Origin of the sequence: Neolewinella maritima, from assembly GCF_923081025.1 — a bacterium.
GTDB lineage: Bacteria > Bacteroidota > Bacteroidia > Chitinophagales > Saprospiraceae > Neolewinella > Neolewinella maritima.
On record NZ_CAKLPZ010000001.1, the window covers coordinates 816,299 to 831,692 of the forward strand.

The 15,394-nt window shown below is 56.6% G+C and carries 15 protein-coding genes; 10 read left to right on the forward strand and 5 right to left on the reverse strand.

Annotation, left to right across the window (positions count from 1 at the left end):
- Positions 1 to 330 precede the first annotated feature (330 nt).
- The 6 genes from MJQ68_RS03320 to MJQ68_RS03345 all read left to right on the forward strand — a co-directional run bounded on the left by MJQ68_RS03320 (position 331) and on the right by MJQ68_RS03345 (position 4,699).
- Positions 331 to 1,137, forward strand: coding sequence for a hypothetical protein (locus tag MJQ68_RS03320; protein ID WP_238749559.1), 807 nt, complete (start codon positions 331 to 333; stop codon positions 1,135 to 1,137).
- A gap of 10 nt (positions 1,138 to 1,147) precedes the next feature.
- A complete protein-coding gene (locus tag MJQ68_RS03325; RefSeq protein WP_238749560.1) occupies positions 1,148 to 1,696 on the forward strand; it encodes a hypothetical protein in 549 nt (182 codons plus the stop codon).
- A 284-nt stretch (positions 1,697 to 1,980) separates the two neighbouring features.
- Complete coding sequence (locus MJQ68_RS03330) at positions 1,981 to 2,673, forward strand: hypothetical protein (protein ID WP_238749561.1); 693 nt, start codon at positions 1,981 to 1,983, stop codon at positions 2,671 to 2,673.
- 787 nt (positions 2,674 to 3,460) lie between these two features.
- Entirely contained in the window at positions 3,461 to 3,745 is a 285-nt protein-coding gene (locus MJQ68_RS03335) for a UPF0175 family protein (protein ID WP_238749562.1), read from the forward strand.
- 261 nt (positions 3,746 to 4,006) lie between these two features.
- Positions 4,007 to 4,264 carry a hypothetical protein gene (locus MJQ68_RS03340; RefSeq protein ID WP_238749563.1) on the forward strand — a complete coding sequence of 86 codons (258 nt, stop codon included), beginning with the start codon at positions 4,007 to 4,009 and terminating at the stop codon, positions 4,262 to 4,264.
- On the forward strand, positions 4,265 to 4,699 hold the full coding sequence (locus tag MJQ68_RS03345) for a PIN domain-containing protein (protein ID WP_238749564.1): 435 nt from the start codon (positions 4,265 to 4,267) through the stop codon (positions 4,697 to 4,699).
- A gap of 54 nt (positions 4,700 to 4,753) precedes the next feature.
- Here the strand turns inward: MJQ68_RS03345 and MJQ68_RS03350 are convergent, their stop codons facing one another.
- The 5 genes from MJQ68_RS03350 to MJQ68_RS03370 form a co-directional block, all read right to left on the reverse strand.
- Positions 4,754 to 6,523, reverse strand: a complete 1,770-nt coding sequence (locus MJQ68_RS03350; RefSeq protein WP_238749565.1) for a sulfatase family protein — start codon at positions 6,521 to 6,523, stop codon at positions 4,754 to 4,756.
- Between the two features lie 62 nt (positions 6,524 to 6,585).
- Entirely contained in the window at positions 6,586 to 6,990 is a 405-nt protein-coding gene (locus tag MJQ68_RS03355) for an Hsp20/alpha crystallin family protein (RefSeq protein ID WP_238749566.1), read from the reverse strand.
- A gap of 44 nt (positions 6,991 to 7,034) precedes the next feature.
- Positions 7,035 to 7,553, reverse strand: a complete 519-nt coding sequence (locus tag MJQ68_RS03360; protein WP_238749567.1) for an RNA polymerase sigma factor — start codon at positions 7,551 to 7,553, stop codon at positions 7,035 to 7,037.
- Between the two features lie 77 nt (positions 7,554 to 7,630).
- Entirely contained in the window at positions 7,631 to 9,883 is a 2,253-nt protein-coding gene (locus MJQ68_RS03365; RefSeq protein ID WP_238749568.1) for a T9SS type A sorting domain-containing protein, read from the reverse strand.
- 500 nt (positions 9,884 to 10,383) lie between these two features.
- The gene (locus MJQ68_RS03370; protein ID WP_238749569.1) at positions 10,384 to 12,393 is read right to left on the reverse strand and encodes a hypothetical protein; all 2,010 of its coding nucleotides are present in this window, start codon (positions 12,391 to 12,393) and stop codon (positions 10,384 to 10,386) included.
- A 227-nt stretch (positions 12,394 to 12,620) separates the two neighbouring features.
- Here MJQ68_RS03370 and MJQ68_RS03375 point away from each other — a divergent pair, with 227 nt between their 5' ends.
- From MJQ68_RS03375 to MJQ68_RS03390, 4 genes are read left to right on the forward strand one after another with little or no spacing between them, the layout of a single operon-like run.
- Complete coding sequence (locus MJQ68_RS03375) at positions 12,621 to 13,181, forward strand: RNA polymerase sigma factor (RefSeq protein WP_238749570.1); 561 nt, start codon at positions 12,621 to 12,623, stop codon at positions 13,179 to 13,181.
- The gene (locus MJQ68_RS03380; RefSeq protein ID WP_238749571.1) at positions 13,178 to 13,789 is read left to right on the forward strand and encodes a hypothetical protein; all 612 of its coding nucleotides are present in this window, start codon (positions 13,178 to 13,180) and stop codon (positions 13,787 to 13,789) included. The genes MJQ68_RS03375 and MJQ68_RS03380 overlap by 4 nt, the downstream gene beginning before the upstream one ends.
- Complete coding sequence (locus MJQ68_RS03385) at positions 13,786 to 14,631, forward strand: hypothetical protein (RefSeq protein ID WP_238749572.1); 846 nt, start codon at positions 13,786 to 13,788, stop codon at positions 14,629 to 14,631. The genes MJQ68_RS03380 and MJQ68_RS03385 overlap by 4 nt, the downstream gene beginning before the upstream one ends.
- Positions 14,631 to 15,392 carry a hypothetical protein gene (locus MJQ68_RS03390; protein WP_238749573.1) on the forward strand — a complete coding sequence of 254 codons (762 nt, stop codon included), beginning with the start codon at positions 14,631 to 14,633 and terminating at the stop codon, positions 15,390 to 15,392. Before MJQ68_RS03385 ends, MJQ68_RS03390 begins: the two co-directional genes overlap by 1 nt.
- The last annotated feature ends 2 nt before the right edge of the window (positions 15,393 to 15,394 follow it).

The following is a 15,394-nucleotide window of genomic DNA, read 5'->3' on the forward strand; positions in this document are numbered from 1 at the left end:
TTGTCTCCCATAGCTCACGGACATCTACTGCTAAAAATTGCCGAATAAAGAGAAATCGCGCTGGTGCAAAATGCGCGGAATAAGGCGCCAACGCCAACTTGGCTTAAGGTCCAGCTGCGTAGGCGTAAATGTCAGGCTGTGCAAATGCTCAAACGACCGCTTCGCAGGCCGTACAAGCTTCGCTCAGCCAAAACAAGGTGATGTAGTTATATTGACGATGTGAATTTTGCTAGTTAAAACCTAAATGATCGTTGGTGTAACTTTGGCTCAAAGGAACTTTTGCACAGCCTCCCGCTGCCCACAACCATACTCAATCTCAACCCCACATAGATGAAAATCACACTAACTAAACCTGATAAAAGTAAGTGGCCATTTACACTTATCAACAAGCAGCGTGAATCAACCTCGATAAGCGAAATTATCGGTAATGACTTTGACTTCTACTTCAAGATTTTTCATTCAGTCTATTTAGACAAGAATGATTTGGGCAATTTATCTCATCATGAGTTGAATAAACTATATCAGGATTCTCCAAAGACGGCATTTGATCAATTACTTGTGGGTGCTACATTAATGGGCCAAGGAGTGCCAGAAGATTTGTGCATAAATCATCACTTTTATCAGCGAGTTCTATGGAGAGAACTATTCGAAGGAAAAGGACTAATATTTAAAGCTGAAGCTAATCCCGATGTGCTTAGAAGTAAGTTCAATGGATCCTTTCCAAGTAATTTGTATGGACTCGTTAATTATGGATTTGACTGTTTTGAAATAAAGGAGCTCTCAAAGTTACTCGTCGACTATGGGTACGAAAATCTTATTTGTTACTATGATTTCTTATCCTCAGGCTTGTTAGGAGAGGTAAATAACGTTGAAGATGCAGAGCAGCAATTTACCATAAAAAGCAATGATTCGCCGAGCTTAATTATAGGTAAGCAGCCACCGTATGGGTCGACACCAAATTACATCTGGACGGAAGATAAATCGTTTCTTATCTGGAGTGACTATGATCTTCCCTATAGCTTTATTGGATGCAATGACTACTTCCGTTCAGTAGTATATAAAAGCACACTAGAATATTTAGAAGTGAGTCCAGCAACAACTTATGCATTCCTCGCGCCAGATGCATATGGCGCCTAATATTAGTTACATGAATTGGATTATAGAAAAGAGTAACAAGCTCAGATTTCATACCAACCTTGAAGTGCTTCTGGTGCCGATTGTAAGCAGAATCAGAACGCTGAAGTGGTTTGTATCAGATTTGGACCTAAATACAGATGCTCTGAGTTATCTTCCGATTGGACACGATCAAAATTATTACATTCTAGATAGCAAAGAGATGGATTTGTGTCGGAAGATAAATCCACAGGTAGTTTGGGGCTATCTAGCAGCATTCGATAGGCACACAGATATCAAGTTTGATAGGAATAGCCTACCTTATGTGGAGGGGAACTCCGAAATATGGGATAGTAGTAACTGGTTACTAGATAATAGTTTAATTGAAATGATATGTTGGGATAGTTCATATACCATCATCAAGTTTAAGGAGCAGGAAGTTTCAGACAAGTGGAGACAACTTTTTGATGAAGCGATTGATTTAGACGTTTGGACCACTAAACAAAGATCTAAGGCTATAATTGATGTGTACCCGAGACCTTGTGAGCCCTCCCCTAAAAAGCGCTATGACCCCTCCCCATAACCGCAGCGATAATTATACTGTGGAGCTTAGCGAGGTTCATCTAGAGCAATCGTTAATATTTCAGTCAAATCGATATGCGGACATATATAGATACAGCGTTACACATGGAAATAAGGTGCTCTTCACCTTCACCGACAACAGGTTGGTGTGGAACAGAGAGTCGATGACTCGCTTTCTCGCTCAGTTGGAGTTTGCCACCGTATGTGCTGTGGATATTGATCAAGTCAACCACCTGATTGGTCCTGAAGATGAGCTAAGCGGAGAGTAATTTTAGTATTGGTAGTATGCAACGACTTCTCTATTTTTTCTTTTCGCTCTTACTGTGGTGTATGCTACCCGGTTGCACCATAAGTATAGTAAATACGCAAGCTAGCGCACATCTTGAAGCGATAAAGCACTCCCTACGTAACAGTAAGTTGATTGACACTAGTGGAGTCACGCTAGAGCAGACTACCACAGGTAAATTTACCATAGTCTTACTCGATACCTCCACCCAGGTAGTGGGCCCGATCAAGAGGTTGAACGCTTTGCAAGCTACGTATGCTCTGGTTCAATCAGGCGCCGAACTAGACAGTCTGTGCGTTCAGTTTGTTTCAGAGCAAGGTGAGGAAGTAGCGACTACTGCATATGGACCCACAAACGTGCGGAACGTCAGCGATCTGTACGCGAGGGACAAAGACACGAGGCGGTTAGTAGAATACATTATTTTCAACGTCGACACGCGTAGTGCAGGCTTTTTAGATGGAGCTATCGAAGCGATGAACGAGCATGCAGATTGGTTCAGCTATGACAAAGGTGGTTTTGATTATCTATTCGAATACTTTACGATGTGCTTAGCGGGCGATTATACTTACTGCCCTGGCATGATCGCTATGTACAATATGTTTGTTGGAACCGATGAAGTCATCCTGGCAAACCTGTTTGAGTACTTCCTCACCGATTGTGACTGCCCAAATACTAACTATTCTGAAGGCTGAAGTATACATGATCTGTTGTTATAGGGCGCTACAACCTGGCGGACCAACTTTGGTTAATTTTTGTACTCGCTTAGAGGTTGGAACAAAGAAAATGATATAAGCACTATGCTATTAGATAGCGACATAAACCCACTATTGAAAGGAGAATGGTGAGGAAGTCCGAAGAAACTTAACTAGCAAGCATGTGGAAGTACCGAGTTTGAGTCGTTGTAGAATGCGGTATGCGATAAAAACAACCCTTGATTGGCCTGTCGTACTACCACGCACACTATCCCAATGTCACTGACACCCCACCAACGAACTAACATGTACAACAAAATCAATCCATTCGTATATGCAGCACTCACTACGGTTGGATTAGCAGTCGCCAGCGTACTGATCAAGGGTACTGTCACGCTCTTAGAAGTTATTCTAGTGTTCCTCCTGTCGAGTGTACTCTTCTATCTAGACTACCGGCGGAGCGCTTCTATAGAGAAATAGGGAGTAGGCCGAGGGCGCTGAGCAACGCAGAGCCACCGTACGTACGCCTCCGCGACCCTCTGCGCCCTCCGCGGTAGACCGAGTGCCGCTGCCATGCTGGGAAGATATCAGGTACGCACAGGCTCATGTATTTCAATCTATCTACGCAGGTCCACTCACCAAATGGATAGCCAAGTCTCCAGTTTATGAACGAATCGATCGATATACAGCGATTGCATTACCAGTAGCTACCGACCCCACTAGCCTGCGGCACGAATTAAACTACTTAAAGCAAACCGAGGTCGTACGGCGTACTCATCCTATTAGCGTGAAGCTGACCGCAACCTCTGTATATTGCTTAACGTTATCTGTACCAAACCAAGCAATCATGGGCTTTCACGTCGAGCTACCCGCCGATTTGCACGCTACAGACTTCGATCTTAAGATGCTGTTTGCTAGCAAGTTATTTGACGAGGGAATGATCTCTTCGGGCCAGGGTGCTAAAATCGTGGGCATCACACGCCGCTCCTTCATTGAGTTGCTGGGTAAATACGGCGCCTCTGCCTTTCAGACTGATGAAGATGAGCTGCTAGCGGATGCTGCTAGTGCTTGATCGTGTGGTTACTGCTGATGCTAATACACTTACAGGATTGTCTAAGTGAGACGCCCTGCGTTCAGCCCGCCTTACGTAGCTGGTCCCAGGGCGTCCCGGTCACTTCGCTGCCATCTTGGGAACGCTACAAGCAGGTAAAATTTCTCAATCAGGCCCGTCTAACACTGGACTTCTTCCAATTGACACTGCTATCTTAACCAAAATGACGGACCAACCTACCTAGATAATATTACGTTACTGTAACATAACTTCCTACCGTACATGAGCAATCCAGTAGTACATAACTTACTATCTCAGATCGAGGGGCTAGAGGTAGCCGATAAACTTGCTCTGCTGAGCGGGCTGACCGATAGTATCCGGACCTCCGTCGACCTAGCTAATAGCGCGACGGTTGTCGAACGCAAGCAAGCTGTAGCACGTAGGCTGTATGGCGCTTGGTCAGACATAGACGTTGATCCCTTAGTAGAGGATATCTATGCTAGCCGCATGCTGCCTGACCGGGAAATATCCTTCGATTAGATGGCCTATATTCTAGATACGGACATCTGCATCTTCTATTTGAAGGGCAAATTCAATCTCGGAGAAAAGGTCGGTCAAATAGGCGAACAGCATTGCTATATCTCGGAGATCACATTGCTAGAGTTAACTTATGGTGCCTATAACAGTGCACAATTTGAAAAACACTTAGCGGAAGCCATCGAAATCGAGCAATTGTTTGAAGTGTTACCTATTCGTCCGATCCGGGAAACCTACGCTAAGGAGCGTGTACGACTGAAAGACTTGGGACAACTCATCCCCAACTTTGATCTACTCACTGGCTGTACTGCGCTACATGAGGGTTGGACGTTGGTCACTCGTAACACTAAGCACCTTTTGCGAATTGAAGGACTCCATATAGAAAACTGGACGTCGGCTACCGATAACGAATTCATCTCGACTTCTGCGGAGAATTGATTCAGCATTACCGACTACGTTCACCTCAACAGGCTCAGCGGTCAACATCCCCCCTCACCATCCCTCACTCACCCCACTCTCCCCGTACCCGATCCGCTGCGCCACCGCCCGCAGGGTATCCCCCCCGTCCAGGTCAAACACGATGGGCTCGGTATATACCCGCCAGCCCGGCTTGTCCGCATCCGCCGGTAGGATCCGATACGCAACCTGCGCCCCCGGCGTCTTGCTCTCCAGGATGAAGCGACCGACGCTGTCCCGCCGCAGCTGCGGCCGACCGGTCACCGGCATCACGTCCCCCCCGTTCCAGAACCGTTGTACCAGCTCGACCTCGGGCACCTCGCCGAGGTCGCCGACGCGGGCCAGCCACTCATCCATGGCCGTGCGGAGCTCGGTGAGCTTGTCGGCGTAGGCGGACTGACCGGCCAGATTCCGCAGCTCATACGGGTCGTTCCAGGTGTCGAATAGCTCCTCCGCCGGCTTGCGGTCGCGAAACCACTGGGACTGGGCGTCCGTCAGCTGGCCGGCATCGCGCAGCCGCAGCAATTCCTGCATCGAAGGCAGCTTCTCGCGGTAGGCCACGGGCAGGTAATAGCCCCGCTCGGGGTAGTAGTTGCGCAGGTATTTGAAGCGGTGGTCCCGCACGGCGCGGATGCGGTCGTAGTGCTCGTCCAGCCGGTCGCTGGCGGCGTAGACGTACTGCCGCTCCGGCTCCTGGTAGCTGCCGAACTGCGCCTGCCCCTGCAGGTAGTCTGCCGGCTCGATGCCCAGCATACTGTGCACCGTGGGGGCGAAGTCTACGAAGCTGAACAGCAGCGAATCGATCTGCCCCGCCCGCTGCCCGTCCGGCCAGGCTACGATCAGCGGTACGCGCAGGCCCGAGTCGTAGAGCAGCCGCTTCTGCCGCGGCAGCGGACCCCCGTGGTCGCTATAAAAGAACACGATCGTCGAATCCGTCAGCCCGTCCTGCTCCAGCTGATCGAGCAGGAAGCCGACCTGCTGGTCCATGATGCGGATGTTGTCGTATACCCGCCGTACGTCCTGCCGCGTCAGCTCGGTGTCGGCCAGGTAGGGGGGCAGGGGCGGTTCGGCGCCCGCAGGCAGGATCACGTCCGGCCGCTCGTCGTCCGGATACCGTACCTGGTAGTCCTCCATGGGGAAAGTGTCCGTCTCGAAGCCCTCCCGGAAGCGCAGGTTCTTGCGGTTGGTCTCCCAGACCTGGCTCTCGTGGGTGATCTCCAGGTTGAATATGGAAAAGAAGGGCTGTCCCGCCGGCCGGTGCCGCCAGTGTGCCTGCGGCCCCTGCTCGTCCCAGGCCGTTTTCGGGGCCTCGAACTGGTAGTCCGTCTTCTTATTGTTGGTCGCGAAGTAGCCGTGCTCGCGCAGCACCTGACTCATCATCTTCGCCTCCGGCGGCGGCAGCGCCCCGTATTCCCCGGGCAGACCCAGGTCCCGCAGCCGCTCCACATTGTACTGCGTCCGCATATTGTGTCCGCCGATACTGATGGGGTACATCCCCGTGGCGATCGCATTACGGCTCGGCGCGCACACCCCGGCCACCGAGAAAGTATTCGGAAAGCGCACCCCCCGCGCCGCCAATCGACTCAGGTTCGGCGTCGCGATCGTCGAATCCCCGAAGGCCGCGATCAGCGGACTCATATCCTCACACACGATCCACAGTACGTTCGGCTGCCGCTCGTCGGCCGTAGCCGTAGCCTCACGCACAGCCTCCTCCTTCCCCCCCGTACAGCCCATAAAAAGAAGCACAAACAACAGGGCGGGGACGCCGGTGCGGTAGCAGGAGCGAACAGCGGAGGAATAGATCATGTCCGAAATGTAGCCATTTCTTCTACACCTCCGCTATACCCGGAAGGGTAGGGGCGGAGCTACTAGTCGATCGGCACCTCCCGCTCCGGCCGCTGCGCCTCCCGGGTCTTGGGGGCGGTGATGATGAGGATCCCATCCTCGAACGAAGCGGTCACCGCCGTACGGTCCACCTTCTCACTCAGCTCGAACCAGCGCTCGAAGCTCTTGATGGGGTACTCCTGCAGCAGGAAGTCGGGGTGGGCATCCTCCGGCTGCCGCGTGCCGCTGATGTAGATATGCTCGCCGGTCAGGGTCACCCGCACATTCTCCTTATCGAAGCCGACGCAGAAGACCTGCGCCACGAAGTCCGTATCGGTCTCCGCGATATTGACGGGCACGTTGTGCTTCGGACGGCGGGGCCCGTACTGCGGACGGCGGCGGTTACGGCGGCGGCCCCCCCGGCCGCGGGATTGTGTCTGCTCTTGCATGGTATTACGTTTAGTAGGGTAGACGGCGTATTACCTCCAATACTCTATTCCAATCCGAAATAATCCACATACGTATCCAGTAAAATATCCTGCAGCCGCCGTCTGGCGTAGCCCTTGCGCGAGATCACTGTCTTGAGCGGCACCCCGAGGTCATCGGCAATCTCCCGCAGCGTCTCTCCCTCCAGCTCGTTGCGCGTAAATACTTCCCGCTGCTTGGGGGGCAGCAGGTCCAGCGCATCGGTAATCTCCTCCAGTACATCCGTAGTGTCGCCGGATAGGGTAGGGGCTACGTAGGCATCGCCGTCCTGCAAGTCGCGTACGGCCGGTCGGCTCTCCTGGCCGCGGTACAGATCGGCGATCCGGTTGCGGGTCACCCGGTACAGCCAGGCGCGGGGCTGGGCGATATGCTGTGTCTCCAGGGCTTCGGCCAGTCGCACCCATACGTCCTGCAGTAGATCATCTACCTCCGGGGCGGGCACGCGGGTGCGCACGAACTCCCGCAACTCCGCACTGTAGGCGGCGTAGGTATCGGACCAGTCGGCTGATGAAGGGACCTCGTACATGGTAGGGGGGTAGACGCCGCAGGAGTGCGTTTACTCTATAGCCTGCGCACCGGCGGCCCCGCCCCCTAATGTAGGGTCTAGCGGACGACGATGCGCTCCTGGATCAGCGCACCGGACGGCAGCTGCGCGGAGAGTAGGTAGGCACCGGCGGCGAGCTCCGACAGGTAGAGCGTGGTCTCGTTGCTGCCGGCTTCGACCTGGGCCGTGCGCTGCATGACCTGCTGTCCGCTCAACGAAAACAGGCGTACGGTCATCGTACCGTCGGTCGGCTGCTCGTAGCTCAGCGTGACCCGGTCCGTGGTGGGGTTGGGGAATACGGATACGGAGGTGGTCGCGGCGGTACTGTTGCGGGTCAGGGTGATGACGTCGCTCACGGTGGCCGTACCGTCGTAGTCGAGTGTACGGATGCGGTAGTAGGCTTTGGCCACGGGGCGGGCGTCGACGAAGGAGTAGTCGAGGGCCTCGGTACTGCTACCGGCGGCGGTGACTTCGCCTACGGACTGCCAGTCGGCCTGGCCTTCAGCGAGCCGCTCCACGACGTGGGTGGCGGTATTGTCTTCGTGTACGGTGGTCCAGTAGAGGGAGTTGCTGCGGGCATCGGTCTGTCCGGTGAAGGAGGTCAGCTCGACGGGCAGGCTGCTGGCGGCGAGGCTGGCGGTGGTCATGTTGGGGCTCGTGCTCATTATAATGTGGTCCAGCGGCGTGCCGTCTTCGCGCATCAGGATACTCAGGGTGTGGCGGCCCAGGGAGTTGACGTCGATGGTGGGGTTCATGCGGGTGTAGGTCCAGGTATTGCCGTGGTCGATCGGCATGGCAACGTGGCTGGAGACCAGCGTACCGTCGAAGTAGACGGCTACGGAATTTCCGTTCGATACGGAGCGGTGGCGCAGGTAGAGGTAGTGCTGACCGGTCTGTACGAAGTCGATCGCGTAGTGCAGCATCGGTACGTCGAGAGAGTTCTCGGCACGTACGCCCGCATCGGGCACCATGGCGTAGCGGTCGTCGATAGCGTCATCGTCCTGGTAGGCGTACCAGTGCGTTCCTGCATGAGCGCCCTTACCGGCCGAGACGGCGGAGGGGACTTCGGCGGGCATGTCCACGGGGTAGTTATCACTGGAGGACTGCTGGTACACTAGCAAGGGCGCAGTCTCCGTAGCGTCAGGGCCCAGGGCGGTGGAGGTGCGGTAGCTAGCGTCGGGGGAGATCAGGATCTTATCGATCGGCGTATCGTCTTCCCGCATATAGATGGATACGATGTAGGTGCCGGTATCGGGTACGACGAAGCTGGCGTCGCGGCCGATGGTCTCCCACTGCCAGTCACCGGTATTGATATTCATCTTGAAGCGGTCCTCATCGGAGTAGTCGAAGTTTGTCCATACCGAATTGTCTCCGGGCGCGGTGCCCTTGTGGCGCAGGTGAATGTAGTGGCGACCGGTGCGCTTGAACGTCACTTCGTAGTCCAGGCGTGGCGCCAGGTAGTAGTTGAAGCTATCCGATATACTGTTCTGATCCTCTACGTACACGAAGGACAGCTCGCTGGCGTCGAGATCGTTCGTAGCCGCTACCCATTCGCGGCAGAGGAAGGGCTGTTGACCGCGAATGGAGCGGGTGGGGCGCTCGGCCTCCATGACGACCAGTCCGTCCAGTGTGATGGTGTCCTGCTCGTAGACCGCCAGGGTGGTCAGTGCGGCGGCGCCGGTGTTGCTGCCGGCCTCAGTGGTCTGCGGTCCGCGCCGGTCGAAGCTGCGGGCGGGGTCGGTGGTGACGACCATACGGTCGATGGCCAGTCCGTCTTCCCGGTGGGCGATGGTGATGGTGTGGTCGCCGGTGGTGTTGATGGCAAAGCTGGCGGCGGCCCGCTCCCAGCGCCAGTCCCACTGCCGGGTCCCAAAGCCGAACTGCTGGGTCGCTTGCACAACTACGCCGTCTACTAGGATATGGATGGAGTTGTCGCGGTCTCCGGCCGCGGCGTGGCGGAAGTAGATGTAGTAGGTACCGGTGGTGGTGAAGTTGATCCGGTAGTCGAGGTGTGCCCCGTCGGCGGGCAGCTCATAGGCGTTCTGCTCGACGGTGCCTACGATCACGTAGCCGCCCTGGTTGGCGGTGGAGCGGGTGCGCTCCGACCAGATCACCTCAGGCCCGTGGCCCGCGCGGGTGGATCCGTGGTAATTGGTAGGGCGTTCGGCCTCCATGACTACCAGCCCGTCTCCGTTCGTATTATCCTGTAGATAGGTCGTGCCGACGTTTTCGCACTGCGCGCGAAGGTCTGCTGCGGAGAACGATAGGGCAAATAGGAGGAGGAGGGCAACCACACGGCTGCCGCGACCCATAAGGGTCGGAAATACATTGTTTGTCATAGGTCTATTACTGGCGCAAAAGCGCTGAGAATAAATAAAATAGTCTTATTCGCTAACCCCTAGCGTGGGTGGGGAATAAAACCGCGGAGTACTATCCACCGCCCCTCGCATGAGCATGGATAAAACAGAATATGAAGAGTAATCAAATTAGCGAAGTACCCGATAGGGCCTTCTGAACATGGTATAAATCGAGTTTATAAGTTGTGTTGGTCAGGCATTCCGCAAAAGTAGATCACCGTTCCTACTACAAACATACGGAGTTTTATGTATATCGGTTTGCATGACAAGTAATTTTTTTGAGAAACTTCGCCGATGGGTGCGATACCAGGGGGCTGGTGGCAGTTCACCTGTGTTTGCTTATTGCTCTGGTACGATCTGCTCACCGACGGAGTGATTCACCCCCGCCCCAACCATATCCACGCGTCGAGCTAGTCGGCTTGTTCCGTAGGGATGGTCGGGGCAGGAGGGTCGAATCACCGATTGATGTAGCCTACCAGCTCTTGCTCGCCACTGCTGTCGGAGTACACCTTACCGCTGCTTAGGTCTACCGTAAGGAGGGTACCGTAGTCGATCTCCCGCATTTCGAGGCGTTGGCCATCGCGGGCGGTGACTTTGTACTCGCCCACCAGGTCGTCGTCCTCGTCGACCTCCAGCCAGAGACTATCTTCTGCATCAAACGATAGCTGGCAGATAAAGTAACCGTCTTCATCGATGACCTCGAAGGTCTCCGCGGGTTCGGAGCCCGTGTCACCTGCCTCGCGGATGGCTTCGGCATCGTAGCCGAAGGTCTCCTCTCCGTAGCTAGATGGCGCGGGATCATCGCTTCCGCCCGAGGTAGCTAGCTGACCGTTGCCCATGCCACCGGAGCCGGCGGCCGTAAGGCTTCCGTAGGTTTCGATGGAGCTATTGGCGGCGTTAGCGGACGGTTTCACCAAAATGCTACCCTGCTTGTTGTGCTCGATGCTCAACTCCTTGCCGGAGTCCGTATCCACCAGGACCAGCATGATGCTGTTGCGCTCCGTTTCGCGGTAGTCGCCCAGCCAGTCGCCTTCCATGTCCCATTCACTCCAGACGCTCTCCTCGCTGTCCCACTCGATCTCGGAGTACTGCCGGCCGTTGCGGTAGACGTTGAAGGTGCCGGGTAGGTTTACTTCGGTGCCGTCATTGCCGGAGCCGAATTCCTTTTGCCCGTAGGTGCTGGTCGTGGAGGTGGTCGGCTGTTGAGGGGTTGTACCAGCCGTAGTGGTTGCAATCGGTGGGCTGGTCTTATCACCCTGGCAGTCTCCCTCGACTACTCCCCGGACGTTGGTAGCCGACTTCACGCGCACCTTGCTTTTGACTTCCCGCGTCTTACCGTTACGCACCTTGTCGCCCTCTTCATTCACTTCGACGTAGGTCTCGACCACGTCATAGATAACCTCCTCTGGAGTGCCCATTACGGTCACCTTGGTGCGGCAGCCCGGCGGAGTCTTGGTTTTCTGACTGAAGGTTTTCCTCTGGGTGTAGGATTCCGTCTTATCCCGTCCTACGGTCGTTGTATTCTGAATCGATTTCTCCAGCGCTACCGTTAGGGCGGCCTGCACCGGCGCACTTCCTACGGTTATCGTAGACGAGACAGTGGTCTTGAATCCGAGGGCCGTACTATTGGAAACGGACCTGGTGACCGAAGCTTGGTATTCCCACCCTACATCCACCGTCTGCTCCGATTCAGCGACTGCATTGAAGCCGTCCTGCCAGCTCGTGCCGCCGATACGGCGCTCTTCCTCCGTTTTGACTACCGTCCGGTTCTTATACTCTACGTGGGATAGCGCGTACCCCGGTACGGAAACGCGTACTCCGGATACAGCATCGTTCATACCGAGCCGACGCAGATCGAAATCCGTGGGTTTATCGCCACGGGCCTTTAGCAGGTTCGACTCATTCATCGGATCGCTGAGGTCATTGCGAAATAACAGGACCTGCGCTCCTGGTTGTACCCGCGCATAGGTAAAGCAGTCATTGCAGAGTAGCTCGCTCTTCGCGTACTCTCCTTCGGCAAAGCCCTGCATGCCCTGCCGGCGGGTGTAGATATCGCCGTGCTCGTAGAGGTAGACGCGGGGGTTGTTCGCGTCGTCGAAGGCATCTATGCGAAACGAAGAGATCCGGTCGTTGAAGTTCATCAGGTGGTTATAGTTTCCTGGGTACAACTTGGCGGAGCGCCCCTGACCACCCCGGTGCTCGTATATAGTGACGACCATACCCGCGGGTACGACGACCGAGGAGATCCGATCTTCCATATCATTGCCGATGTACTCGACGCTCGATTGTTGGGTAAAGGATTTAGTAGCCTCGTCTTCCTCGAACGCGGGGGAATTGAAGAAGATGACCGCGCTTCCCCGGTCGAGTTGCTCGATACCAAAGGTGTACCGTTGTGCGAGCGCAGGTGAGGTAAGTAGAAAAAGAAGGAAGGCGGAAGAAAAAATGCGAAGGGCGAAGTGCTTCATGGGTAAGGGGGGGATTGTTGTTGGTCGACAATGTATAATGACCATCGCCTTCCTAGATCAGCCTAATTTCCCAACGGAACGGATGACTTTCCGAAGCGATCAGTCCATCCCGATCGGTCCAAACAGCGGCCGGCAACCTTCGAAAATATGGGAAAATTGTACGCTTCCCCTCACGCCGGCCCTGCAGTTGGTGCTATACTGAGTAGCGCATTCACCCATCCGTTTCCATGGCCTCTCCTCCATCACCTATCGACCCGCTACTCGCCGCCTGCCAGCGTGGGGAGCTGCGGGCCCAGGAGACGTTCTACCGCCGGTACTTCCCACTACTACTCCCCATCTGCCAGCGCTACCTGGGCTCCCGCGAGCGGTCCGTGCCCCTGCTCAACGCCGCCATGCTGCGGATCTTCCAGTCGCTCGACGACTACCGGGAGGAGGGCAAGCTGGAGGGCTGGCTGATCACCATCACGCGCCGTACCGTACTCAACCACCTGCGCGACGAGGCCCGCTCGCAGCGCCGGCTCGCCGCCCGCGACTTCAGCTGGCCGGCCACGGTACACAATCACGCCCTGGATACCCTGGCCGTAGCCGATATCCTCCGATTGCTGGACCGCCTGCCCGATCACCTGCGGCTGGTCTTTAGTCTCACGGTCTTCGATGCATATACCCACGCCGAGATCGCCGCCGAGCTGGGCATCACCGAGACTGCCAGCCGCTGGCGCCTCAAGCAGGCCCGCAGCCTTCTCCAGGCCGCCTACCAAGCCACCCACCAACACAAACTGGGCTCATGAAACCATACGATGCCCACTGGCGACAATCAATGGATGACTACTCCCCCGAAGCCACTGACGCCGACTGGGCCGCCCTGCGCGAACAGCTTCCCCCACGCCATCCCAGTCCCCGCACGGCCTACTGGTTCTGGAGCCTGGCCCTGCTCCTTCTCCTCGGGGCGGGCACGCAGGTGCGGTGGACGGACAGCACGCCCCCAGATCCAGTCTTTGCTACCCAAGCACCGCAACCCATTCCATCCCCTGCGCAGCCTGCGGTCGCGCCCACTGCTTCCCTGCCGTCGGTCCCTCGGGCGGTTCCCGATCCGGTGGTGCCGAAGCCGACCACGCCACCGGCCGCAGCCGTGACTACCCTGAGGTACGCGCTACCCGAGTCGGAACCGTCCATACCGGCTCCGCGCCGCCCACCCGTCGTACTGCCTCCGCTGCCGACCCGCGCACCGGCAGCCGTGCAGTCCTCTACCTATCTCATCGATCAGGCCGATGGTCTGGGCAAGTCCCTGATCATCGTACCCCCGCCGCCCACTCCTCCCTCCTGGCGCGCCCGACGCGTGCAGCGCGCCGCGAATGGACTCTACCCGCCGGTCCGCACCCCAAAACAACCCGAATGATGCGCTTCCTCTGGCTCCTTCTTTCTATGTGTACGGTCTTGCCCCTGGCCGGTCAGACCGACTCCCTACCACAAACCGGGCCGCAACTGAGCTATGCGCTGTCGCTCTATAACCCCCTTGGCGCGGCGGACGACTACCGGGGAGCCTCCCTCGATGCCGAAGCCCGCCTGCACCGCAACTTCAGTCTGCTCCTCAGCCTTGGCCGCCTGGAGCGGGAGGAGGTGACCTCCTGGGCCGGCCTGCCACTGCAACGGCTAGCGAACGTGCCCCTGCCGCCCAACTGGCCGAGTGAGCGACTCAACGATGTAGTGATACAGCAGACGCTGCGGGTGTACGTCGGCCTGGGCGGACAGCTCAACCTGCGCGTCGGCTCGGGTGACTTGGCGCTATCCGGTCTGCTCACCGTGGGGCCAACGCGGCTGCGTCAGCTAGCCACCTACGGTAGGCTGATCCTGCCCACCCAGGCCGGTAGTAATCCGCCGGAAGTCCTTCCTCCCTCCGGCCTGTCGGGCACGGCCACTCTGCGCTACCTCGCTCCGGTGCAGCTGGGCGCAGTGGTCCAGCTACACTATACGCACTGGCTGTCCCGCCACCTGGCCCTGCGTATCGGTACCGGCCTGTTCAATCACGGTCTGGCTACCTGGAATACCTACCGGGATGGGGAGCCCGCCCGCTACGAGCTGCGCGAGATCGACTACCAGGGTGCCCACCGCATCGGGGTGGAGAATTACCCCCTGCCCGAAGAGGAGTCCATCCCTACGCCCGACCCCACCGCCCACGAACGCCACGTACTGGCCTTTAACGTCGGGATGATCTACAAACCTGCTAAATCCATCCGGTGATGAAGCGCCTACTTCCCCTGCTACTTTTCTTTTTCCTCGGTGCCGAAGCAGCCGCTCAGTTTAGCGTACGCGCCGCCGTGTACTCCGGTCCGCTACGGATCGAGGAGTCCGGAGAGACTGTCAGGGGGTGGAGTAACGGACTGGGCCTGGCGGTAGCTTACCACGTCAACGCGCGCTGGGGTACCCCGTCCCTTTCGCTGTCCCGTGAGTCTTTCGGCGGGTTTAATGTCGTGCGAAACTTCAACGGTATCGTGCCGGCCTTAGACCCATCCGCGCCGGCCACGGTAGTCAGCGTGGTGCTACACCAGCGCGGGTTCAGCGCGTATCACCTGCGGCTGAGTGTAGAAAGATATGACTTCGAGACCATTCCCCGGCTGAAGTGGGGTGGAGGTGTCGGCGTACTGGCTATCGGTGAGCGCGACCCGGTGCGCTACGACATCGTCGAGCAGACGCTGGCGGGGGAGATCCTGCCATCCAGTGACACCTACGGCTTCTTCGTGGAGGAGGGTAGGATCCTTCGGGTGGATCAGGGTAGGCTGCGTACCGCCGCCAACCCGCAACTGGGTAAGTACCGCCTTACAACCCACCTGTATCTGGCTTACCAGTTGAGTGAGAAGGTACAGTTGGTATATACCTACCAGAACAGTTTCCGCCCCATCGGCAAGCGCTACGGCCCGTCTGGGGAGCAGTATATGTTGGGTGAGTTGCAGTACCTGACCATCGGCCTGGTGGGCACGGTGCTTGGGAGAGAGCGACGCTAGTC